The sequence below is a fragment of the Paenibacillus sp. sgz302114 genome, assembly GCF_056120345.1.
This window is the reverse complement of the sequence record NZ_JBVYOI010000012.1, coordinates 21,824-45,260: the sequence shown is the minus strand read 5'-3', so window position 1 is coordinate 45,260 and position 23,437 is coordinate 21,824. Positions and strand designations below refer to the sequence as shown.

Sequence of the window (23,437 nt, the reverse complement as noted above, 5' to 3'; positions counted from 1 at the left end):
GACATTAGCTGGCTGTGATGATTGCGAGTCCGGCTGCCGGTACAGGAATCGCTTGAATGCCCGGCGTGCTGCTCAGAGCGTACTCGGAGACAATGTGACCGAGGCAGTTCTTGATAGTCACCGTTGCTGTGGTGCATTGCTGCTGCGGGATTTCGATGACGAGCCTGCTTGTGCGTGTGCCATTGATCAGTATGGTCTGCGATGGAAGAGGCTGGCTTTCTGACAGCTGGATAATAAGGTTCTCTTGATAAGCGGCAGCAATATACGTATTGCTGCCTGTTGCCGTTACGAGCGGGTAGAGCAGCTCCGGGTGATGCGGCGCAAGCTTGCCGTCTAGCAGCGTGCTGCGGTGCTCCTTCCAGAACGCGAGCCAGAAAGCGACCATCTCGGCGTGCTGCTCCGGCAGAGCCGTGAGGCGCACGGAGATTTGCGGAACGGCGAACAGCACGTTGATGATTTGCAGTGCCGCGCTCTCGACCGGCTCATCGGCATGCCACATAATCATGTCGGCATGAGCGGCTGTGCTGCCGCAAAGCAGACGAATATCAATTGTGCGCATCCTATTCTGAACGGCATCATTCGGGCAATCCGCTGCCCGGAACAGATTGCCGTATTTGCGCATGAGCGGACTAATATAGTTCTGCCGGAATTCGAGCATGATGTCCGGCTTGATTACGCTTAACCTTGCAATGACCTCGCTGAGGAGCAAATCCACAGCCTGCGCAACCGAGATGTCGTCACGGCCATCATCATTGCTGGGATTCTCTTTCTCCGGCTGGTGGAATACATCGACGAAATCGAGCTTGAACCCGTCGAGATCCCAATCTAGCAGCGCTTTCTCGTAAACTTCCATTAAGTAGCTGCGAACCTCCGGATATCTCGGATCGAGGACCCCGGCATCCAAGTAGTCGATCGTATAGAGCAGCTTATTCTCGTATCGGCCCCATGCTTCGCTATGCTTCCCGACGAACGGCACCGAATACCAAAGGATGTATTTCATGCCGAGCTTATGAACGTTCTCGACATGTGCCCGCATATCCGGAATCTTTTCCGTGCATACTTGCCAATCCCCGCAATAAGCGTAGCCGCGCGCATTATCCGCCGTCTGCCAGCCGTCATCGACGATGACCGTTTCACAGCCCAGCTTGCTCGCCGCTGCGCATTGCTCCTCGATCGCCTCTGGCGAGAGCTTCTGATGGAAGCTATACCATGTCGAATACATCGGCTGAGTAGCCGCAGGCGGTACCTGGGAAGGCTTGTTCTCCGGGAAGGCGCTCCACCAATCGCTTACCTGCTGGAGCGCTTCGTAGTAGGGGATGTGGCTGCGCGTGTCGATTCTTAGTATTGCTTCATAGCGGGAGATTGGCGTCGTTGGGGTGTCGAACATGGCGATGTAGCAGTGGAAGCAAGCAGATTCCTCATTTACGCCAGCATCATATTTAATGACATTAAGTACATCGGAGAATGCAAAAGTAAGCCGATTGCCGCCATCCCCGCTAAAGAGACTGATTACCGGAGCTGAGTACGTTGACTTCGACTCGAATGGCTGCGACCAATCGGCGCGCAGTCCTTTGTTATAGATGGCAGTCGGATGCCATTGCCCTTGAACATCCACAATCGGCATCCGCCACTCGAGGCGAATCGGTGCTGGGACGGCTGCATTGTCGGAATGGATTCGGATATGGACTAGCTCGATGCCTGGCTCGTTTGACGGCTCTACGGTGAGTTCGGCATGAAAGGGGCTTGCGTCTTCGGCATTATTCTCCAAACGATATTGAAATAAACCGGCTGCTTCTACTAGCATGACAATAGATTCCCTCCTTAGGATGGCTTACTTTCACTATAAAGCAAAGGCTAAGCAGCCACTAGCGCGTATTGCAAATAAAGGTGTCCGAATATGTTCGGTGTTGATCGTTATGCCGGATTAGACCGCAAATGTGCGGAATAGTCACTTTGTTCGGATGGTGCCTCTTTGATAAACGGCATTACGATGACGGGCTACATCTTCGAGCAGGGCGTTATTCGCGCCGAACTGCAAGGGGCAGGCATGTGCCGGCTCGTGCTTGAAGCCGCACACCGGCCGATCGTTTATTTGAACGATGAGTCGGCGAAGGTGGTTTATGATGAAGCTGCAGGAGTTGCGACTGTGCAGCTGCGCATGACTTCGGGAGAGCCGTTGAAGCCGGTTGTTAGTTAATGAGGTTAAATGTATGCGAGAGGCTGTCTCGCTGAGGGGGGAGAACAAATATGTTCTCTCAGCTCGAGAAAGAAGGGTTTCGCTGGTAATGAGATCATTTATGATCTCTCAACTCCGAGATTCAGAGGTTTCGTGCATCTGCGGCACGCGAGGGAACGTATACGTTCTCTCAGCTCGAAAAAGAAGTGTTTCGCTGGCTGAGAGATCATATATGATCTCTCGTGAGCGGAAAAAGCCAAAACCGAGCGGGAGTGTAAGCTAAGAGAGGGAAAAGCCTCTCTCGCAGCCGAGAACACCATGCTTCGCAGCAAAGTAACCTCAATATCGACTTGATAAGTTATGAGCTTCTGCTAATATGTAGATAGCCTCGAGCAATAACGAAGGATGTGATAGTCGATGCTACACATACGGCCGATGCAGCTCTCTGAGTTTGATTTTTGTATGGAGATGCATTACGAATCCATTCATATTGTAGAGAATAAGCCGTCGAAGGAAGAACTGCTGAACGCGCCGGCAATTCGGAAGTACAACGAAGGCTGGGGCAGAGCAGGAGATGCAGCTTTACTTGCCGAATTGGATGGGAAGCTTGTAGGAGCTGTCTGGATACGATTGTTTAATGAGGTTAATAAAGGCTATGGCTATGTCGACGCCGAGACGCCGGAGCTTGGCATTGCGATTGCACCGGGTTATCGAGGACGCGGTATTGGCTACGCGCTCATGCAAGCGATTATTGAACTTACGCGGGCAGATGGTTATCGAGCGCTTTCGCTTAGCGTAGACCCGGCGAATACGCGTGCCGTTCAATTGTATCAACGACTCGGGTTCGAGCGCTGCGAGGCGGCGGAAGGAACGTCATGGACGATGAAGTTGAATCTCGTTTAATAATGTGAGGGAGGCTGAGCGATTCGTATGAAAATCCTCATTACAGGGGCAACCGGAAATGTTGGTACAGGTGTTTTGGAAGCGCTGCCACAGAAAGATGACATTCGGCTGTCGGATATCGCCTCGCCTAGTGGAGCTGCGCCGCAGCCGTTCTTTACAGCAGATGTGAGGGAGCCGCATGCGCTTGATGAGGCAGCGCAAGGCGTGGATGTCATCATTCACACGCCAGCTTATCATGGCATACATATGGGCACCTTTACGGAAAAAGAGTTCTACGACCTCAATGTCACCGGCACGTTCGAGATGTTCCAAACTGCTGTGCGCAATAACGTGCGCCGCATTGTCTGGCTGTCCAGCATGTCCTTCTTCGGTGACGACTTCTATGCGTATACGAAGAAGCTTGGCGAGCAGCTATGCGAATTTTATCATCGCAAGCACGGCATCGAAGTGATCATGCTGCGTCCTGCTGACTTCACGCCGTTCCGCTCAATCAAGCATTACGGGGAGCGGCTGCTGCATGGCGGAGTCGATCGCCGCGATGTCATTCAAGCGGTTGTGAAAGCGACAACGTGTGAGCAGCGCTTCGGCGCTTACCATATTGTTCGCGAGGATCATTTCACTGAAGCCGATGTCATTGCCTATGCGCAAGGTAACCGAGTAGAAGCGTGGGAGAAGCTCTATCCAGGTGCGCAAGCGATTATCGAAAAGTATGGATTCCATCTACCGGATGCAATCCATCCTGCCGATCTTTCCCGTGAGAAGCAGGAGCTTGGCTATGCGCCGAGCTATAACTTCGGCACGTTTCTGGAAGAGTTTACGCGAGACAACGCTATTGTTGAAGCGAAAAGTATTTAGCGAATAGTCATTAGCTTCATTTATAAAACGAGAGACTAAGCAGCGATGCTTAGTCTCTCGTTCAGATTGTGGAGAAACTAGCGTTTTATCTAAACGGCGAGTTTCTCTTTTTTTTTAATCCTTACTTAGTCTTTCGCTCTGCATACTCTGGATAAACGGCTCAATATGCACATGCACCTGCATGACCTGATGCTTCTCAAGCAGCTCGCTCTCCACATGCTCCGTAATTTCATGGCTCTCCAGCACATTCATCTCGTGATCCACTTCAATGATAACATCCACGAAGATTTGATTGCCGTGCACGCGACCCTTAATATCTTTTACTCCTTCAACGCCGTCCAGCGCGAGAACCGTGTCCTTGAACTTCTCCAGTTCATTCTCATCGAAGCCGTCGGTAAGCATATGCGTCGCTTCGCGGAAGATCTCCCATGCCGTCTTCCAGATCAGCAAGCCAACGATTATAGCGGTCGCTGCATCCAGCCAAGGAAGGCCGTTGACCGCGCCGATGACGCCGATGAATGTGCCCAAGCTTACGAAGGCATCGGAGCGGTTATCGAGTGCAGCTGCTTTCAGGGCGTGGCTCCGTGTCCGCTGAGCCAGCCGACTATTAACGCGATAGACCACATACATCACGACAGCAGAGAATACAGCTACCCAAGCCGCAAACATATCCGGTGAAGCGATGTCTTTCTCCATAATTTTCGCAATAGCGCTTCTAAGCACTTCAACGCCAGCGCCGAACATGACGAAGGAAGCGACCATCGAGGCAATCGTTTCGGCACGTGAGTGACCGTACTGGTGGTCGGCATCCGCAGGCTTATTTGAGATCCGAAGACCAATTAGCACCGCAAGCGATGCGAAAATATCCGATGTATTGTTCAGGCCGTCAGCTAGCAGCGCCTCTGAATTTCCGAGCCAGCCTGCTCCAATCTTGAGCAAGGAGAGCACGATATATACACCAATGCTGATCCATGCGCCATATTCGGCTGTTTTGTTCCGTAACCCTGTATCCACTACTTCTCCCCCGACCCATGATTGTATGAGACCTTATTATATAGAACGAAATTCGTGTGGGTCTAGAGAAACAGTGTTGCTCCGGGTAAGCACAGTTTAACGGGGTCAAGATCGTTTAGACAAGCCAACTATGTTGCACAAGACCAATTCCCCTAAAATGTTACTAAGTTGCCCTGCTGCTGCATACGATTAAGGCGAAGCATGCGTAAGACAAAGGGAGGATGCTGCGAAAATGTCTCTATATAACGAGCAGCTTATCCAGTTTGCCAGCGCTTTTTTGCCGTATGGCGCGGAGCTGGAGTTTATCGAGAGCACGGTACCGCGAGCAGCGATTTGCGCAGTTGATATGAACGAAGATCACATCCCCGAGACGGTCCTGGTGTTCCGATTGTACGGGGAGCTCCATTTGCTTGAACTCCGCTACAAGGATGGCGCATGGGAGCGGGCAACAGGCTTGAAGGCGCCTGGCTATGGCGTGACGCTCATGACTTCCATGCCGATTACGCGCGCGAGCTCGAACAACTTGGTCATCGGCTGGCAGGTCAGCCCTGAATATTCGAAGCTGTCCGTCTATGAGTGGACCGATGATGGCTTGGTCGATATGGCGCCTGCGGACATGTATTACAGCTACTTGGAACCGCTCCCCGAAACGCGCGCTAACGAGCTGAATGAAAAGGTTGACTCGCTCTGTTTTGCACTCTGGTCCTATGAGTCCGGCGAGGCTTATCGGGTTGATGTCGTGAAGTGGAATGGCAATAGATTTGTAGAAGCGCCGGATGCATTCGCCGACTACTATCCGAATATAGCAAGGTATTACGAACAGCTGACAAGGCGTTATCCGAGCGCCCCTCTCTACTGGGAGTATCTCGCTGACGCACAGTACCGGGCGAGCATGTCGCGGGCGGTTGCCTTGTTTCCGGCATCAATAAAACGAATTGGCGGAACCAAATGGGGTTATATCAATAGCAATGGCAGAATGGAAATTCCGGTTCGATTCGACGATGCGCATGATTTTCAGAAGAATGGGCTTGCGATTGTGTCGGAGAAAGGGAAAACCGGGCTCATTAACGCCTCGGCGCAATATGTTGTTCAGCCGATCTATGATTCGATTTATCCGTTCTCGGAGCGGCGAGCTGCGGCTATCGACGAGAAAGGATTTCATATGATCAACGAGAGCGGGCAGGTGCTAACGAAGCGCGCGTATCCGTACATAGCAGATATGCATGGGGGTCGGTCGCTCTTCTATATCACTAAGGATTCGCCGGATGGCTCGGGGCAATCCTTATATGGTTATCTTGACGCGAATGGCAATGAAGCGATACCTGCGCAGTACGAGGATGCGACGGATTTCACGAACGGCCGCGCAGTCGTGAAGGTTAAGGAAAACGAATATGCGCTCATTAATCCAAGTGGCAGGCGGCTAGCGACTTATCCGTTTGCTTACGTCGGCCCGTATGGAGATGGGCTGCTCGCGTTCCAACGGGAACTAAGCGGCAAATACGGATATATCGACGAGGGCGGCAAAATCATCATCCAGCCGACGTATTACGCCGCTATGCCATTCGAGCGGGGCCGTGCAGTTGTGAATACGTCCGCAGACTTCCGCTCCGAGTACGGCGTTATCAATAGGAAAGGCGCATATATCGTAGAGCCGATCTATAACGATGTGCGAAGCTTAGGCGAGGAGCGGTTCGCGCTCGGGAATGCGATCGATAAGGAGCAGCCGTTCATCGGCTCCATGTATGCGATCGCGGATTGGAACGGCAAGCGGCTCTCTGATTTCGTCTACAATGATGTATCGGAATATCAGAACGGTCTTGCATCGGTGTCGGATACGAAGCACACATTCCTCATTGACCGCACGGGGAAAGCCGCTTCAGGCTATCCGCGAGTGCCAGGCCGAGGTTCGCTGACGGTAGAAGAAGGCAATCTTATCAAAGCCTTTGTCGATCAGCGGCTCTCTTATCGCAATCGTGCAGGACGAATGATATGGCAGCAAAATGTAGTCATTCCGCTTGCACCACCTTATGTCGTCAAAGAAGTGAAGTACAATCCGAATCCAGACTATCTCGTTTATTATCCGCAGGTCGATGGGATGGCCGATCAAGCTGCGATGAGAAACGTGAATGCGAAGCTGAGAGATATGTCTCAGGTGAAGCCGATTCCAGCGAATGAGCGGCTAGATTATTCGTATACCGGCGATTTCGACGTCTCGTTCTTCAAGCATCAATTGCTGCAGCTGGAGCTTACCGGCTACAACTTCCCGTTCGGCGCTGCACACGGGATGCCTACGCAAGTCTATGCGATTCTGAATTTGGTGTCAGGGCATATGTTTGCGCTCAAGGATTTGTTCAAGCCGGGCAGCAATTATGTAAAGGTGCTCAGCGATATCGTTGGCAAGCAGATTAAAGAGGATCCGCAATATTCGTATGTATTCCCAGACTCGTACAAAGGCATTAGTCCTGATCAGCCGTTCTTCGTGACCGAGAATGCGCTGCATCTTTACTTCAATCCCTACGATATTGGACCGTATGCTGCGGGATTCCCGACGTTCACGATCCCTTTTGCCGAGATTCGCAGCATTATTGATACGAATGGCGAGTTCTGGAGATCATTTCATTCATAAGACGAAGGAAGGGAAGCTAGGCTGATGCCCAGCTTCCCTTTTGTTGTATCTCTACTTGGCTGCCGCTGCTGGCTTTGTTGTAATAAAGACGGTGTGGTTCTTCCATGTGACAGTGGTTCCTAGCATCGTGCTGATGTCGCGAAGCGGGACGTATACGGTGTTGCGATACACAAGAGGCGCTTCGCTCAGCCCGATCTTGGCGCCATCTAATGTCACGAGCGCATTGCCCGAGGTGAGTTGAATCTTCTTGCCTAGCGCAGAGGCAGTAACGGATTTGGTTGCAGCATCATAGCTGATCGTCCCATTGAATAAGCTGAACATCGCGCGGAACGGGACAAACACTTGATTGTTCACGAAAGCTGCATCCGGCGAAATCGAATGTTTGACGCCATCGACGACAATATCTGCTTTCTCATCTTTGATGATCAGATTGTGGGTCGGTGCGAACTTGGCTGCAGCAGGCAGCGGGTAGGCGAGCAATTGATGCTCCGCTTGAACGATTACGATGTTGCCGGCAACCGCGAAGCGGTTGAACATCCAAGCTGATGTTTGTCCATGTAGGAGCGTCTTGCCTGTGCTTAACTGCGAGATGAGGAAATGACCATTTTGCAGCCCGATGAACATGCCGCCGCCAATGCGGTCAACACGTGAGATACCGCCATTGCCCCAGTAATTGATTTCCGGTTTGGTCAGGTCGAACATCGAGAGCGAGCTCATGCCAGCAAACCCTTCAAACTGCATGTAGCCGTCACTTGGGCCTAGAATCCACTTCCCGAGCGTCCCTTGGAACAGATGGTTATAGACAAAAGGCGCCCCTTTCGTCGGATCTGCATCCCGATGATACCGGTAGACCACGTCATTGACGCCAATATAGAGCCAATTACCGTCCATCGCCAGCTTCGTAATTCTCGTATAGGGACTGTTTGGCGAAGAAGTGGATATTTCGGCATTGATTTTGCTCACATCATAGATTTGGTCTTTGACTAGCTTCCCGGTGTCCGTGTTGATCTGAAGCACATGCGTCGTGAGCGGGTCTTCTGCCATGAAATTGTAGGAGCTAACCCACAGCTGATTGCCTTCCACAAGAAGGGGATTCGATGCCCAACCGAAGCCGAACTTCTCCTTGCCGGTAGCAGCGTCATACCCGTATAAATTATCGTGAGAGATCGCTCCTTGCTCGATGTACGATTGAACAACCGTATCGCCGACAAGAGTCAAATCATCAACTGCGTAGGCCTCTGTCTTATCCACCATCCAGAGCTTCTTGCCAGTTGCCAGATCCAGAGCGAATAGCGCATCTCTGCAGCTTATATAGACTCGTTTGGCATCAAATTTCACCTGAACAAGATTGCTCTTGCCGAGCGGGGCTATCCAGATCTTCTTCCCGGTCTGGGCATTAAATGCATAGAGCACGCGATCTTCGCCCAGCGCATAGATGATGCCATTGTGAAGGAATAAGGTAGTTGAGTAGTTTGTTTTGCTCGTCCACATTACATGTCCGCTTGTTACATCGGAAGAGACGAGATGCTTGTTCTGCAAATAGACGAGGATGTTGCCTTCTACTGCAAATGAAGAGCCGTTCTGCATATACAGCTCATGATCGATCTTAGCGGACCAAAGTGGCTTCGTAACAGGTGTCTTCTCGAGATAGCTTGGAAAAGAGTTCAGCTGGATACCTTCAGCATGGACGGTCTTTCCTGTACCAGCTCCTGCTGCGGGCAATAGGATGGATAAAGCAGTGAGTGCGCATAGCAGAGTGCGGCGCGGCTTTAGCGATATTTTCAACGTATATTCACCTGACCTTCTTCGTAATTCGGACTAACTGCCGATATAGACGATGGAAGATCGAGAATTGTTACACTAAAAGTTTCCATTTCTATCTTTTTGTAGATTATAGCCGAATTCGATATACTAGACTCGCTAGTAAGTGAAGAATGTATGTTAAGAAAAGGGGAAATGAAGTGTCGGATCGGGTTCGTATCGTGAGAGTTGCAGTCATAACCGGCGGGATTCTGCTCGTGCTAGCAATTCTGCTGGTGGTCATGTTGAAAATGCTAAATAGCCATTCAAGCCCTCATGTGGCACGCTTTCCGGCGCAGGAGTATCAATATATGGAGAAAGAGGCTGCGAATGGATTCAAGCTGCATGTGCTGCAGACCGATCCTTCGAATATATCGCTTGAAGTCATTCGGCAAAATCTAGCTGTATCCGATTATTACGGCGTAAATGGAGGGTTCTTCTACGATACGAGCTTGCTTAGCATGGCGGTCATGAACGGGCAGCCGGTCGGCGGTGCGAAGGGGCAATACGGGGCGGGGGATGAGAATGCCAAATACCCGCGCGGCACGCTCGTCTGGGACGGCGCGAGCAATAAGTTGTCCGTGCAGATCGTGAGCAAATCTTCAGAGCTGGAAGTGAGCGATCCGCTCCACTTCTGGGCGCAGGGCGGCATCAGCATGAGCCTTGGTCAGGATGACCTGTGGCTAGGACGCGCGATGCTGGAAAATGCACCGCTCATGGATAACAGTCATCTTCGCAGCGCAGCGGTCTATGATCGGCAAGGGAAGCTCTACCTCATCGTTAGCAGCACGAAGGGGACGCTGGCAGATTTTCGTTCGGCAATAACCGAGCAGTTGGGCAGTATGCAGCTGGTTGATGGTGTTTTTCTAGATGGGGACGGCTCGTCCCAGATGCAAGCGGCGGAGATGGTGCTGCATGGCGACAGCCGACCGGTCGTGGAGATGATGCGGATCGTGAAGTGATGGTGTTTGGAAGAATATTGCAACCTTTGCGGAGTGGGTACAAGAGAAGAATCAGATTGCGATTACGTTTGAGATACATAGTGTTACCTAGCAAACATATATTGGAAGAGGAGAGAATAGGTCAAGCTTTTGAATCCAAATTCGGAGTTGGACGGTGATTAGTAGTGAAGCGGAACATACGCATTGCCTTAGGTCAAATGCAAGAGCTGACTCAGGAAACGATGACTTTTGCCAAGCAGCTTGGAGTAACGAGTGTCCAGTTGAACACCCCGAATATTCCAGGTGTTGCGTGTTGGACTTACGAGGATCTGAATGCGATTAAGAAGACATGCGATGACAATGGACTGTTCTTGGAGTCTATTGAGAATGTTCCGATTCGTTTCTACGATAAAATCATGCTAGGACTGCCCGGCAGGGATGAGCAAATTGAGAACTATAGCACCATTATCCGGTATATGGGCCGTGCTGGAATCCCTGTCCTTGGTCACCACTTCATGCCGAATTTCGTATGGCGGACGTCCTCGGAGCCGGGTCGGGGAGGGGCTTTATGTACGGCGTTCGATCTTGAAGCGGCAGCAAGCGGCATCAATCAAGTGAAGTATGCTGCGAATCGGGAAGTGAGAATACCAGATGAGTCGGTCATGTGGGACAATTATGCATATTTCCTAAAGGCTGTCATTCCAGTAGCCGAAGAGGCTGGCGTCCGGCTGGCGCTACACCCTGACGATCCACCGGTTGCTATGCTTGATGGAACGGCGAGGATTTTCTATAAAGTGGATAATTTCAAGAGGGCGGAAGCGATTGCAAATAGTGATGCTTGGGGCTTGAATCTATGCCTCGGCTGCTGCTCGGAGATGGTCTATGGCGCTGCGAATGTGATGGAGATGATTCGATATTTTGGCCCGCGGAACAAAATCTGTTATGTGCATTTCCGAGATGTACAAGGCACGATGCCGAAGTTCCAAGAGTGCTTCCTCGGCGAAGGAAACTATCATCCCGCTGAAGTGCTGCTGGAGCTGAAACGGTCAGGATTTACAGGCTTCCTGATGGACGATCACGTGCCAAGCGTCATAAATGATTCCCCATGGGGCCATCGAGCACGCGCTCATGCCGTCGGGTATATGCAGGGGCTGTTGAATGCGTTGGAGTTGATTGAGAGGTAAAGGCGTTATGGAGCAAAAGGCATGCCAGAGTAGGTTTGTGCTTCGAAAGTGGAAATCCCCACCTTATTTCGCTGAATAGCAGTGAGTGGCCCAAGATAAATGGACATTTGCATTTATTCCGAGATAGTGGTAACCAGCAACCAACCTATTGGATTGGTTGCTTTTTTAATCTAACGAAATAGCTTAAGGGCAGGATAACTGCCAATTATTAGCGAATATCTCGGATACTGATCACTTTATCTAGGAGGAACTGATATCAGAATTAGTAGAACTATTGTAATACTGCAGACCCTAATCATTGTTGCTTTGCTCGGTGTCATATCAATCCTTATCGTAAAGCCTGAGACGAACAGAACAACCAATAATGCAGTTATCATTAATTATGACAAAGCGGATCTGGATCGGCTTGAAGAAATGGTGAGTCGATTCAATGAGGGTCATGGTGACAACTTAATGATTATTGAACCAGGTATGGACAGTGGTCCGGTCATCCATGATGTCATTACGAACGGGAGGGAAGTCAAGTGGACCGTTGATCATTCAAGAGATGCTTGGTTTCCTAATAATAAGAACAAGATCGTATATGAGTGTAAGTCGATTCGACTTCATGAACGAGATCGTGATTTTATTGATGTGCAATTGTCAAAATGTATGGGTTACAAGGCGGAAGAACAGCTGCCTGTTCTATCATTCCCGAGGGAGAAATTGTAGTTCTGAACAAGAATTGACTCGGATAGGAGCCTGCCGCTGTAAGTCTGGGCAACCGTTAGATGTCAAGAATGTTTAAATGTGTGTGAATAAGCTCTGAGGCAACCGCTAGAATTCCTCAGGCATGCTTCGATCCAAAATACTGGAGTGAGTCATACTAGCGCGCCGGTGGCTTATCTTTTATCTCCCGCTCATATAAATTCGCACTCCACATGCCAGCGTCATAGAGGCCCTTATAGCTAAATCCTGAATGGACATAATAGGCGTTCAGACTCGGATTGTTGGACATACAGTCTAGCCGGAGCCAGCGTTTACCTCTCGACCGAATATAACTTTCTGCATAGCGGATGAGCTCGCGGCCGATTCCTTCTCCCTTTCGTTTGCGCGATACGCATAACCGATGAACATATCCCGCATCCTCGTGAAATTTCTCTCCCCATATTTCCTCATCTCGCCAGTGCATGGAGAAGCAACCGACAACCTCATTCCCCAGAGTGGCGACAAACACTTCCTGATCTCGGACAAAAGCTTCGACCATCCCGCGATTGAAATGTTCAGCTCTCCACTGCCACAAGCCGTGCGTCGCATGAATCCATTGCGCTGCATCAATAAACAGGGGACGGATACCATCTACGTCTTCATCTGTTGCCCTGCGAAAAGAAAGCAATTCGGAAGGCTCGCGCCGCCAATCATGCTCCAGCCTAGATGCCGTTTCGAGCGCACGCTCTTCTCCGAGAAGCTTGGCGACAAGATGCAGCGCCGCATCAATGCCCGCTGTAACGCCAGCTGATGTAATAAGCCGACCGTTATCCACGTAACGGACGTTCTCGACCAGCGTTGTGCTAGCCGGCGCTGCCTCCCTGAGCAAATCCATGGCACGTCTGTTGGTAGTCGCGCGCAATCCAACGAGAAGTCCGGCTTTGGCGAGCAATAGTGCCCCTGTGCAAACAGACAGAGTAAACGAAGCCCGCTTTGAGGTTTCGTAGATCCAGCTGGTCAGCTTCTCGTTATACATCTCTTTGCGGGATCCCCAGCCTCCCGGCACGACGAGAATGTCTGGATCCGGGCAATCCCAAGAAGCGAAGTCTGGCTGAATCGTTAAGCCGCTAATGGTTCGGATAGCATCTTTAGACTCCAGGGCAACCGTATAAACGCGGAAGTCCTGTCCCCAATTACTAGCAATAGCGAACGTGTCGAACGGGCCGGTCACATCTAGCGCATCCACATGGTCATACACGATTACGGCAACATTTTTGACTGACAACATCCTGGCACTCTCCTTAGAAAATAGAAAAGCATCTGGTTAGAGTTAACCAAATGCTTTGCCCAGGCGAACGGCTAGTTTGAAAGATACGCTCCCCCGTAGTGATCTACGTTCTCGCCAGTTACGCATCCCGTTTATTTATTGACTATTATAAGACGGGGAAGAGAATAATTTCAACTGAATTTTCTGAATATTTAGGTTGACGACATCTTTATTTGCTAGTATTATTTTACCAATTTACGTATTTTGTAGGGGGAGATACAGCTGTCTAATATTCAAGCAATTGTACTAGACTTGGACGGAACCTTGCTCGGTAGTGATAAAACGATATCTCCTAGAAATCATGAGGCTGTTAAAAGATGTTTTGATGCTGGAATACATATTATTATTGCCACGGCGCGCCCGCCTAGAGCGGCTAATCAATTTGTGATGAAGTTCCCTTTTGTAGACTACATGGTTTATTACAACGGAGCTTTAGTCACTTGCAAATCAAAACAAAATGAGCGGCACATTAGCATTCCAATGGAGATTAGCAGGCAGATTAACAACTTCATCGAGTTAAGGGAACCTCAAGCGATGATCTCCTACGAGGTGAATGATTTATGGTATACGTGCAGCCCAGTTCCAGATTCCCGAGGAGCTCAACTGGGTATCCGCCCGAATGATCCGAAGCCGCAGGTTGTTGATAAAGAGCATATGAGTTCACTTTCCCCGACCAAAATATTGGTTCTAGGCTGCAGCAACTGGATCGATATAAGCGAACAATTCAGTGAAGTTGTAAACGTTATCGCAACCGATGAAGGAGTATTGGTCCAAATCATGCATAAAATAGCCTCTAAGGAAAAAGCCGTGCAATGGGTGTTAAGCGATATTGGAGTGAAATCAGAAAACGTTATGGTATTCGGGGATGATTTTAATGATGTCGGGTTATTCCAGATGTCCGGATTTCCGATCGCCATGGATAATGCAATAATTGAACTAAAGAATTGCGCAGCCCACATAACCGAATCCAATGATAATGATGGTGTTGCTGCTGCAATCGAGAGATTTGTTGCAATTGAGACTAGTTAGGAGGAGTCAAAATGGGTTCAAGAATCATGCATGCGATTATAGCGATTCGAATTGCAGAGAGTCTCTCGTTAGAAGATCGTACGCTATTTCTGCTAGGAGGTATCGCTCCGGATGCTGTCTCCACCAAGAATGAATCGCATTTCTTTCAAGGCGACTTACATGACACTTACATGACTTTTCGCGAAGCGTTGATTACGCAGGGTTTCTATATAAATACCAAACACACGCTGCAAGCGCGTATATTCTAGGCTACTTTACACATCTGGTCGCTGATGACATCTGGTTAAAAGGCTTCAATCTATCTTGGCTGCGTAATCGGATGGAAGCAAATAAAGAGCTATACAATCAATATCACAAAGAATTTCGCTTGTTAAACGGGCAATTGCTGGAGCATTACGGTTTGAAAGATGAGTTGAACAGGTTGTTGATTCATAGCAACGATGTTATTGATCTCGTTGAGGTGAAGTCCGCAGATGTCGAAGCGCTTATTCCCCATGTTATAGAAGATATGAATTATCCCCCCCGCAGTAATCTCTGAGAAGCTTCATGTATTCACGTTCGATCAAATCCTTGGATATATCGAAACTTCGGTTGAGGTTGCATTGATTAAATTAAAACAGGCAGCGATTCTGTATCGATTGCCCGTAAATCTAAGTGGATTGTGAGATGTCTAGAAAGCCAGAATTTAAACAGATGGAGAGAAGTTAATGAGCGTAATAACCTTATGTGGCTCGACTAAATTCAAGGAGAAGTTCAATCAAATGAACGCATTCCTTACCCTTCAAGGACATATTGTAATTAGTCTTGCTTTCTTCGAGCAAAGTGAGGGCTTTGAGCTGTCAGAGCATCAAGCAGAATTACTAGGTGAGCTGCATTTGCGAAAGATTAATCTATCAGACGAAATATTCGTGATCGACGTTGGCGGCTACATCGGAACGAGTACGAGAAGAGAGATCGAGTATGCGGAGGCAGCGGGGAAGGTAGTTCGGTATTACTCTAATGGCGAGATCCCTTCGGACTATTTTCTGCCAAACATCAAATTCCGGCATATCGCACGCGCAGTCATTGTACATAACAAGAAAATACTAATCGCTCGTTTAAAAGGGGCGCACTCTTTTCTGCCTGGTGGTAGTATTGAGCTAGGGGAAGGCGCACAACAAGCTTTAAAGAGAGAATTGGGCGAGGAGTTAGGTGTCGAATGTACAATAGGGCGATTTCTTGGTGTAGTTGAGACGAGAAGGACTGACGAGAAAGGAATTACTCAGCATGAAGTTAGTCATCTCTTTGAAGCAAGCTCGGAGCAATTACAATCTCATATGATACCTACCTCCGAAGAAGGTCATTTGGAGTTTTATTGGATAGAGCTAACATCGGATAGTTTGAAAAAACATCATGTGTTGCCGCAGATTCTTCATGAACACCTTGTTCGTTTGGTCGTAGAGAAGGAATGTGCTTGGTTAACTACGTTAACACCACGAAACGCAATATAAAATAACTAAATTTTCATCCAAACTGGCATCGCAAAGATGGCAGTTTTTTATTGCAATTTCTGTGTGGTATAACACACAGGTGTGTATTATAATAAACAAACCTGACATAAAGAAAAAGTTACACGGAGAGGGTCAAGCCATGCAAGAGAACACAAACATAAAGAGTCAAGGAGCTGTAAGTACCGGGGACTTCATCCAAGGCGTGAAAGATTGCATACCCACCTTGCTCGGCTACTTAAGTATAGGATTTGCCGCTGGGGTTGTTGAGAAGACATCGGGCCTCAGCATAATTGAAATTACTCTGATGAGCGTCCTCATCTATGCGGGATCCGCCCAGTTTATCATTGCCGGGATGATTGCAGCTCAGGGCTCGGTAGCGGCAATTATTGTAACGATTTTCTTCGTGAATCTGCGCCATTTGTTGCTGAGCGCGGCTTTGTCGCCTTATTTTCGCCATCTTAGGCCTTTAGTGAACATGCTCGTAGGTTCATTGCTTACTGATGAAACGTTCGGTGTTGCCATTAATCAGACGGTGAATAAGCAACGACTGAGCGAAAAATGGATGCATGGACTCAACATAACCGCTTACCTGAACTGGATTGCAGCCAACATAGCTGGAGCATATTTGGGACAGTGGATTACGAATCCTCAGAAGTTTGGCCTCGATTTTGCATTGCCAGCCATGTTCATTGGGCTTCTGGTTCTATTGATGGTGAGCCGGGGGAAGTTTGTAAGAGATGTTATCGTTGCAATTAGCGCTGTTGTCGTGGTTGTAGGAGTTACGTTGGTGTCATCTGCAAGTGTTGGCGTCATCGTGGGCACAGTGATTGCAGCAACAGTCGGAATGGTGGTGGAAAAATGGAAATAAGATGGGATATTCTGCTCGTTATTATGGGGTCATCCATCGTCACATTCATTCCGCGCGTGCTGCCGCTTATTCTTCTAAGCCGCATTCAAATTCCTGATTGGGGCATGCGCTGGTTAAATTATGTACCCATCGCAGTTATGGCTGCCCTGGTCGGACAAGAATTGTTCATACAGAATGGTGAGCTCTCTCCACTTCGAAACAACGTCGAATTGTTCGCCGCGTTACCGACTTTCTTAACGGCGATCTTCACGCGCAGCTTATTAGGAACGGTCGTTGTCGGCATTATTTCGATTATGGCGCTTCGTTATTTGATTTAGTTGTGAGCAGGAAAGCGTAAAGATATGTTTGAAATCTCCTATTGTGAATTACTGGTTAATCGCTTATAGTAAAAGCAATTGAATAACTATGTGCGGGGGCTAGATGGAGTCTGGCTGAGATTGGGAACGTATTTCCCTGACCGTTAATCTGAACCAGGTAATGCTGGCGTAGAGAACGTATCGAATTGTATTAATTCGCAAACCATTCGTATATTCTCGAATGGTTTTTTTTGCGTTCCGTGCCCCTGTTGCCTGTAACTAAAGGAGCTGTTGAAATATGAGTTCGAGTCGATTTACTGAGAGATTGTACGGTGCTGCAGAGTCGATATGGGCGAAGTGCCACGAGCATCCGTTTCTGACGGAGTTGCGTGCAGGGACGCTCGATCACGATCGATTCATCTATTATCTCAAGCAAGATTATGTCTATTTGATCGATTATGCCAAATTGTTTGCGCTCGGCAGCGTGAAAGCACGGGATGTGCAGACGATGGCGAAGTTTGCAGAGCTGCTGCATAACACGCTCAATGTGGAAATGGAGCTGCACCGCCAATATACGGAAAAGTTCGGCGTAAGCCGTGAGCAGCTTGAACAGACGGTTCCTTCACCGACGACTGTGGCTTATACGAAATATTTGATGGATACCGCTGTACATGGCTCCCTGGCTGAAGTTGTCGCTGCGCTGCTGCCGTGCATGTGGAGCTATCGTGAAATCGGGGTTTCGTTCATGAACCATCCTGGCGCGTTGGACCATCCGCTCTACCGTGAGTGGATTCTGATGTACGGATCTGTTGAATTTGGCGAGCTGACGGATTGGTGCATTGGGTTGATGGATGAACTGGCGGAGGGACTGCCCGAGGCTGAGCTCTCAAAGCTGGAGGAGCGGTTCATCGTTGCTTCAAAGCTGGAGTATATGTTCTGGGATATGGCTTACCGGTTAGAGGAGTGGCCAGTGTGAGTATTACGCATGCAGAGCTTGGACCGATTGCGCTGTCTGTCAGCGATCTTCATTTTGCTTTTGCAGGAGAGCCTGCGCTATTCAGCGGTCTTGATTTCAACATCCGGAAGGGCGAGTTCGTCAGCATGCTCGCCGCGAGCGGTATCGGCAAGACAACACTGTTCCGGCTGGTGGCGGGTCTACTCGCGCAGGATACGGGGACGATCGCGATTGGAGCAAACCGCGAGCCAGCCGCGGAGGCGGCAAAACGAGGCCGAATCGGCTATATGCCGCAGCGGGATTGTTTGATGCCGTGGCGTACTGTGCTGGACAATGCCGCGCTAGGTCTCGAACTTCGCGGAGTCGGCAAACGCGAAGCGAAGCGCCAGGTGCTGGAGCTTCTGCCCGAATTCGGGCTAGCGGAGACGGAGCGGAAATATCCGCACGAGCTGTCTGGCGGCATGCGCCAGCGCGTCTCATTTCTGCGTGCTTTGCTTGGCGGAGGCGAGCTGCTGCTGCTCGACGAACCGTTCAGCGCTTTAGATGCGATAACACGCATCAGTATGCAGGAGTGGCTGCTGCAAATATGTGAGCGGCACCGCACGACGGTGCTTTTCATTACGCACGATGTTGATGAAGCGCTTTTCTTGTCCGACCGAGTTCTCGTAGCTGCGACTTCTCCGATTTCGGCATTGAGCGAGCTGCAAGTCAGTCTACCTCGTCCGCGAAGCCATAAGCTCGCGCTCGATGAACCATTCATCCATTTGAAGCGACAGTTGCTAACCATGCTGGAGCAAGGTGCGGATATTCGGAAGGAAGGTGACGGACATGAGAGCTAAAATAACCGCTTATGTCCCTGAGGCAGCGTTCCTGCTGTTGATTGCGGTTCTTTGGGAAGCGAGTGCGCGAATTTTTCATTTTCCGCATTACATTATTCCTAAGCTGTCTGACGTGCTTCTGTCGCTGTGGGAAAACCGCGGGGTATTAACGAAGCATCTCGGGGTCACGCTGTGGGAATCGCTGCTTGGTCTGTTCATCTCGACCATTCTCGGTGTGGCGTCTGCGATCATTATCGACGTCTCGCGTCTCGCGAAACGGACGATCTACCCGCTCATCGTCGCTTCCCAGACCATTCCGATTATCGCATTGTCACCGATTATGGTGATGTGGTTCGGGTATGAAATATGGAGTAAAGTCGCCGTTGTTGTTCTGTTTACATTCTTCCCGATTGCAGTGAATACTGCAGATGGCTTCCGCACCGCCGATGCCGGTATCGGAGAGCTGCTCAGGACGATGGGAGCCGGCAAACGCGCGTTATTTACGAAATGGAAGCTGCCATCCGCGTTGCCTGGATTTTTTACCGGCCTTAAGCTGGCTGCCGCGATCAGCGTCGGAGGCGCAACGCTTGGCGAGTGGCTTGGCGGGGAGAATGGACTTGGCATGTATACGAAGCGGGCGTCGAATATGCTTCGTGGTGAAGCGGTGTTCTCGGGTGTTCTTTTGCTGTCGGCAATGGGCATTCTGATGTTTCTTGCCGTTCAATTGTTGGAGAAGCTGGTACTGAGCCATCGTAAAGAATAGTTATAAATAGATGATATGAGGGAGACTGGATTGAAAATGATGCTACGTAATTGGAGAAAAAGCGCGAAGCTGGTTCTAGCCGTAACGCTTATGATTGCCGCTGCAGCGGGCTGTGCCTCTAAGAAACAATCGGGGGAAGGGGAGACGGAGCTGACGGTTCTGCTCGACTGGTACCCGAATGCGGTTCATACGTTCCTATATGCGGCGGAATCGCAAGGCTATTTCAAGGATGCTGGCCTCAAGGTCAAGCTGGAGACGCCTGCCGATACGAATGATGCACTGAAGCTGGTGTCGACGGGCAAAGCAGATTTGGCATTCAGCTATCAGATGCAGGTTGCGGTAGCGCGAGCAGAGGATATTCCGATTGTCTCTGTCGGCGCGATCGTTCGCCATCCGCTGAATCAGCTGTTTGTCCGTGATTCGGATGGCGTGCAAAGCCCTAAGGACTTAGAGGGCAGAACGGTTGGTTATCCATCGCTTCCGCTCGATGAGGAGCTGATCAATACGATGGTGAAATCGGATGGCGGCGATCCGTCCAAAGTGAAATACGTGGACGTTGGATGGGATCTGATTCCGTCGATGACGACGAAGAAAGTGGATGGCATCATCGGTGGATACATCAATCATGAGAAGCTGCTGCTGGAGAAAGAAGGCCAGAAACTAACCGTATTCGACCCGTCCAAGTTCGGAGTTCCCGATTACTACGAGCTGGTTCTCACTGCTAGCGAGTCCGGCGTGGAGAAGAACGGCGATGCAATTAAACGGTTTATCGAAGCTGCCGGCAAGGGGCAAGCCTACACCGTAAGCCATCAGGATGAAGCGCTGAAGCTGCTGCTTGATCAACAAAGTGCTGATTTCCCGCTGGATGCTGAAGTTGAGAAGCAAAGCTTGGCTATTCTTTTGCCGCTTATGGATGCAGGGAAAGAGCCTTTCATGAGTCAATCCGCTCAGTCGTGGAGCGATGTTATTAATTGGTTGAAGGAGCATGGCCAATTATCGAAGGAAGTTAAAGCTGACGAGTTGTTCCGCAATCTATAGTAGGAGGCTCATCCAATGGACACACGCTATTCAAGACAGATGTTATTTGCGCCAATTGGCGAAGCGGGTCAGCGAAAGCTGGGACAAAGCGCTGTGTGCATTGTTGGCATGGGGGCGCTCGGCACCGTGCTTGCCAACCATATGGTTAGGGCAGGCGTCGGTTTCGTGCGGCTGGTCGACCGCGACTACGTGGAGCTGAGCAATCTGCAGCGTCAAATGCTGTACGACGAAGACGATGTGCAAAGCGGTTATCCGAAGGCGGTTGCAGCGGAGAGGAAGCTTGCGAGAATTAATTCCTCTGTTCGGCTCGAAGCAATTGTCGCAGATGCTACCGTTCACAATATCGACGAACTGCTGGATGGAATGGATCTCGTACTCGATGGAACAGATAATTTCCAAACACGGTTTCTATTGAACGATGCTTGCTTCAGCAAAGGAATTCCGTTCACCTATGGCGGTGCCGTCAGCGCACACGGCATGAGCGCGATGCTTGTACCGGGGCAGACGCCATGTCTGCGCTGCTTCATTCAATCCGCTGATGCGAGCGGTCAGACATGCGACACGATCGGCGTTATTGCGCCGGTCATCGATATGGTCGCTTCCTATCAGGCGGTTGAGGCGCTGAAGTATTTGGTTGGCGCTGGCGACAAGCGCAGAAACACTCTCGTGACGTTCGACCTGTGGCATAACCGGCATTATGAGATGAAGCATGGGGCGCCTGCTGCCAATTGTCCTTGCTGCCAGTTAAAGCAGTACCCAGCGCTTGATCCAGCGCAGCCGGAAGCTGCCGTGTCGTTATGCGGGCGGGAGACGGTTCAGCTCGCGGGAAGCGCTCCGCTTGATCTATCTCTATGGAGCGAGCGCTTGGCGCCTGCGGTCGGAGTGCGAATGCATATCTGGTTCGCGCCGAGCTGCCGGAGGGGGAGCGTTTGGTGCTGTTCCCGGATGGTCGCGTGTTCGTGCAAGGAACTGACGATATTGTTCGTGCCAAAACATTGTATGCGAGATATATCGGAGCGTAAAACAAGGGAGGCTATTGAAAATGAAAGATTTTCGTCTATATGCCATCACAGCCGAGCAGTTTCACCCGAATCGGGATTTAGTAGAGGTCATGGAAGAAGCGATTATCGGCGGTGCGGATATTATTCAGCTGCGGGATAAAACAAGCGGCAGAGAAGAGCTGCTCCGCAAGGCGCAGGCGCTTCGGGAGCTGACGCGCAAGCATGGCGTTACTTTTATCGTCAATGACCATATCGATATTGCGCTGGAGGTGGATGCAGACGGCATTCATTTGGGCCAGAACGATCTTTCTCTGGAAGAAGCTCGCAAGCTTGTCGGCGACAAAATCATCGGCATCTCGACCCATGCAATTGAGGAAGCGCGTCTTGCACAAGCGCAAGGCGCGGATTATATCGGAGTCGGGCCTGTGTTTCGTACAGCGACAAAGGCGGATGTCGTCGATCCCGTTAGCGTCTCGTACGTGAGCGAAGTGGCTGCGGAGATCGGGATTCCGTTCGTTGCCATTGGCGGCATCAAGCTGAACAATGTGGATGAAGTCATCGCGGCAGGCGCAACTCGGATATGCGCGGTGAGCGAAATTGTTGGCAGCAATGATGTGAGCGGTACTTGCAGAGCTTTCCTCGCCAAGCTGGATAACAAGGGAGAGGCTGCGCGATGAAACTGGTTATTAACGGAGCTGAGCATGAGCTTGAAGGCGTCCAGACGATTGCGGATGTCGTAGCGCATTACGGTTTGACAGGTAAACCGCTTGTCGTGGAAGCTGGCGGCGCCGTGTTGACTGCTGAGCAGTGGGCGTCGGCAGCGGTACATCCTCATATGCAGATCGAATTGGTTCATTTTGTCGGAGGGGGCTAACGGAAAATGAGTGATGGTTTTCAAATTGGCGGCACGACGTTAAGCTCGCGTTTCTTTATCGGAACGGGGCTGTTTCCGAATCCATATGTGCAGAAGGAAGCGATTAGAGCTTCCGGCGCACAGGTGCTTACTTTCGCCATACGCCGGATTAACCTGGAGTCTACGGAAGACGATTCGATTTTGCAGCATGTGCAGGATGAATCCTACGTCTATTTACCGAATACATCAGGAGCACGGACAGCCGATGAGGCCGTACGCATTGCTCGGCTTGCTCGCGCATCGGGGCTTAGCGACTGGGTGAAGGTAGAGATTAGCGCCAACGAGCGCACACTGCTGCCTGATCCGATTGAGACGCTGAAGGCGACGGAAATATTGGTCAAGGAAGGGTTCACGGTGCTTCCTTATATCACGGATGACCCGATTATGTGCAAACGTCTTGAAGAAGCCGGCGCAGCAGCGGTAATGCCTGGTGCAGCTCCGATAGGGACGGGGCTTGGCATTCTCAACCCGTACCATCTAGGACTCATCGTGGAGGATGCGAACGTCCCGATTATCGTCGATGCGGGTCTTGGCTCTGTCAGCGATGTCGCGCAGGCGATGGAACTCGGCGTGTCCGCTGTGCTGATGAATACGCCTGTAGCTAAAGCGAAGGACCCGGTAAGAATGGCGCAGGCGATGAAGCTTGCGATTGAAGCCGGCCGACTCTCGTATTTGGCAGGGCGAATTGAGAAGAAGAAGTATGCATCGGCGAGCAGCGGTTACGAAGCGTTCAAGCTGAGCTAATCAGGCGAC

General features: G+C 50.3%; 24 protein-coding genes, 1 pseudogene and 2 riboswitches. Of the genes and pseudogenes, 21 read left to right on the top strand and 4 right to left on the bottom strand.

The annotated features are described in order from the left end of the window. Positions 1-4: 4 nt before the first annotated feature. Entirely contained in the window at positions 5-1,804 is a 1,800-nt protein-coding gene (locus AC0LWF_RS22730; RefSeq protein WP_474653821.1) for a glycoside hydrolase family 36 protein, read from the bottom strand. 168 nt (positions 1,805-1,972) lie between these two features. On the opposite strand from AC0LWF_RS22730, the gene AC0LWF_RS22725 reads away from it, so the two are divergent. The 3 genes from AC0LWF_RS22725 (at position 1,973) to AC0LWF_RS22715 (ending at position 3,934) form a co-directional block, all read left to right on the top strand. Further along, complete coding sequence (locus tag AC0LWF_RS22725) at positions 1,973-2,197, top strand: hypothetical protein (protein WP_474653820.1); 225 nt, start codon at positions 1,973-1,975, stop codon at positions 2,195-2,197. 396 nt (positions 2,198-2,593) lie between these two features. Then, positions 2,594-3,079 (top strand): GNAT family N-acetyltransferase, encoded by a 486-nt coding sequence (locus tag AC0LWF_RS22720; protein WP_474653819.1) that lies wholly within the window; start codon positions 2,594-2,596, stop codon positions 3,077-3,079. Positions 3,080-3,106: 27 nt separating this feature from the next. Then, positions 3,107-3,934, top strand: a complete 828-nt coding sequence (locus AC0LWF_RS22715) for an NAD-dependent epimerase/dehydratase family protein (protein ID WP_474653818.1) — start codon at positions 3,107-3,109, stop codon at positions 3,932-3,934. Positions 3,935-4,048: 114 nt separating this feature from the next. On the opposite strand, the gene AC0LWF_RS22710 is transcribed toward AC0LWF_RS22715, so the two are convergent. Continuing rightward, entirely contained in the window at positions 4,049-4,948 is a 900-nt protein-coding gene (locus AC0LWF_RS22710) for a cation diffusion facilitator family transporter (RefSeq protein WP_474653817.1), read from the bottom strand. A 232-nt stretch (positions 4,949-5,180) separates the two neighbouring features. Between AC0LWF_RS22710 and AC0LWF_RS22705 the strand changes: the two genes are divergently transcribed. Next, positions 5,181-7,574 (top strand): WG repeat-containing protein, encoded by a 2,394-nt coding sequence (locus AC0LWF_RS22705; protein WP_474653816.1) that lies wholly within the window; start codon positions 5,181-5,183, stop codon positions 7,572-7,574. Positions 7,575-7,625: 51 nt separating this feature from the next. Here AC0LWF_RS22705 and AC0LWF_RS22700 read toward each other — a convergent pair whose 3' ends face one another. Further along, positions 7,626-9,359: a stalk domain-containing protein gene (locus AC0LWF_RS22700; protein WP_474653815.1), complete on the bottom strand. Its 1,734-nt coding sequence runs from the start codon at positions 9,357-9,359 to the stop codon at positions 7,626-7,628. Positions 9,360-9,535: 176 nt separating this feature from the next. Here AC0LWF_RS22700 and AC0LWF_RS22695 point away from each other — a divergent pair, with 176 nt between their 5' ends. The 3 genes from AC0LWF_RS22695 to AC0LWF_RS22685 all read left to right on the top strand — a co-directional run bounded on the left by AC0LWF_RS22695 (position 9,536) and on the right by AC0LWF_RS22685 (position 12,210). After that, entirely contained in the window at positions 9,536-10,336 is an 801-nt protein-coding gene (locus AC0LWF_RS22695) for a phosphodiester glycosidase family protein (RefSeq protein ID WP_474653814.1), read from the top strand. A 164-nt stretch (positions 10,337-10,500) separates the two neighbouring features. Further along, entirely contained in the window at positions 10,501-11,499 is a 999-nt protein-coding gene (locus tag AC0LWF_RS22690) for a mannonate dehydratase (protein WP_474653813.1), read from the top strand. Between the two features lie 453 nt (positions 11,500-11,952). Continuing rightward, positions 11,953-12,210, top strand: a complete 258-nt coding sequence (locus AC0LWF_RS22685; RefSeq protein WP_474653812.1) for a hypothetical protein — start codon at positions 11,953-11,955, stop codon at positions 12,208-12,210. 154 nt (positions 12,211-12,364) lie between these two features. On the opposite strand, the gene AC0LWF_RS22680 is transcribed toward AC0LWF_RS22685, so the two are convergent. After that, the gene (locus AC0LWF_RS22680; RefSeq protein WP_474653811.1) at positions 12,365-13,474 is read right to left on the bottom strand and encodes a GNAT family N-acetyltransferase; all 1,110 of its coding nucleotides are present in this window, start codon (positions 13,472-13,474) and stop codon (positions 12,365-12,367) included. Between the two features lie 50 nt (positions 13,475-13,524). After that, positions 13,525-13,606, bottom strand: a riboswitch (ZMP/ZTP riboswitch). A 159-nt stretch (positions 13,607-13,765) separates the two neighbouring features. Between AC0LWF_RS22680 and AC0LWF_RS22675 the strand changes: the two genes are divergently transcribed. The 14 genes and pseudogenes from AC0LWF_RS22675 (at position 13,766) to AC0LWF_RS22610 (ending at position 23,428) form a co-directional block, all read left to right on the top strand. Further along, on the top strand, positions 13,766-14,542 hold the full coding sequence (locus AC0LWF_RS22675; protein WP_474653810.1) for a Cof-type HAD-IIB family hydrolase: 777 nt from the start codon (positions 13,766-13,768) through the stop codon (positions 14,540-14,542). Between the two features lie 11 nt (positions 14,543-14,553). Beyond that, positions 14,554-14,790 (top strand): hypothetical protein, encoded by a 237-nt coding sequence (locus tag AC0LWF_RS22670; RefSeq protein ID WP_474653809.1) that lies wholly within the window; start codon positions 14,554-14,556, stop codon positions 14,788-14,790. 71 nt (positions 14,791-14,861) lie between these two features. Continuing rightward, the gene (locus AC0LWF_RS22665) at positions 14,862-15,080 is read left to right on the top strand and encodes a hypothetical protein (protein ID WP_474653808.1); all 219 of its coding nucleotides are present in this window, start codon (positions 14,862-14,864) and stop codon (positions 15,078-15,080) included. A 169-nt stretch (positions 15,081-15,249) separates the two neighbouring features. After that, the gene (locus AC0LWF_RS22660; RefSeq protein ID WP_474653807.1) at positions 15,250-16,032 is read left to right on the top strand and encodes an NUDIX domain-containing protein; all 783 of its coding nucleotides are present in this window, start codon (positions 15,250-15,252) and stop codon (positions 16,030-16,032) included. A gap of 139 nt (positions 16,033-16,171) precedes the next feature. Further along, a complete protein-coding gene (locus AC0LWF_RS22655; protein WP_474653806.1) occupies positions 16,172-16,900 on the top strand; it encodes an AzlC family ABC transporter permease in 729 nt (242 codons plus the stop codon). Beyond that, entirely contained in the window at positions 16,891-17,217 is a 327-nt protein-coding gene (locus AC0LWF_RS22650; RefSeq protein WP_474653805.1) for an AzlD domain-containing protein, read from the top strand. The genes AC0LWF_RS22655 and AC0LWF_RS22650 overlap by 10 nt, the downstream gene beginning before the upstream one ends. An 82-nt stretch (positions 17,218-17,299) precedes the next feature. Beyond that, positions 17,300-17,409: riboswitch (TPP riboswitch) on the top strand. A gap of 85 nt (positions 17,410-17,494) precedes the next feature. Continuing rightward, entirely contained in the window at positions 17,495-18,172 is a 678-nt protein-coding gene (tenA, locus tag AC0LWF_RS22645; protein ID WP_474653804.1) for a thiaminase II, read from the top strand. Next, positions 18,169-18,990: an ABC transporter ATP-binding protein gene (locus tag AC0LWF_RS22640; protein WP_474653803.1), complete on the top strand. Its 822-nt coding sequence runs from the start codon at positions 18,169-18,171 to the stop codon at positions 18,988-18,990. Before tenA ends, AC0LWF_RS22640 begins: the two co-directional genes overlap by 4 nt. Then, positions 18,980-19,732, top strand: a complete 753-nt coding sequence (locus tag AC0LWF_RS22635) for an ABC transporter permease (RefSeq protein WP_474653802.1) — start codon at positions 18,980-18,982, stop codon at positions 19,730-19,732. Before AC0LWF_RS22640 ends, AC0LWF_RS22635 begins: the two co-directional genes overlap by 11 nt. A gap of 36 nt (positions 19,733-19,768) precedes the next feature. After that, positions 19,769-20,770 (top strand): ABC transporter substrate-binding protein, encoded by a 1,002-nt coding sequence (locus AC0LWF_RS22630; protein ID WP_474653801.1) that lies wholly within the window; start codon positions 19,769-19,771, stop codon positions 20,768-20,770. A gap of 15 nt (positions 20,771-20,785) precedes the next feature. Further along, positions 20,786-21,792 (top strand): annotated as a pseudogene (locus AC0LWF_RS22625) (ThiF family adenylyltransferase). A gap of 20 nt (positions 21,793-21,812) precedes the next feature. Beyond that, complete coding sequence (gene thiE, locus AC0LWF_RS22620) at positions 21,813-22,448, top strand: thiamine phosphate synthase (RefSeq protein ID WP_474653800.1); 636 nt, start codon at positions 21,813-21,815, stop codon at positions 22,446-22,448. Then, complete coding sequence (gene thiS, locus AC0LWF_RS22615) at positions 22,445-22,645, top strand: sulfur carrier protein ThiS (protein WP_474653799.1); 201 nt, start codon at positions 22,445-22,447, stop codon at positions 22,643-22,645. Before thiE ends, thiS begins: the two co-directional genes overlap by 4 nt. Positions 22,646-22,651: 6 nt before the next feature. After that, positions 22,652-23,428 (top strand): thiazole synthase, encoded by a 777-nt coding sequence (locus AC0LWF_RS22610; protein ID WP_474653798.1) that lies wholly within the window; start codon positions 22,652-22,654, stop codon positions 23,426-23,428. The last annotated feature ends 9 nt before the right edge of the window (positions 23,429-23,437 follow it).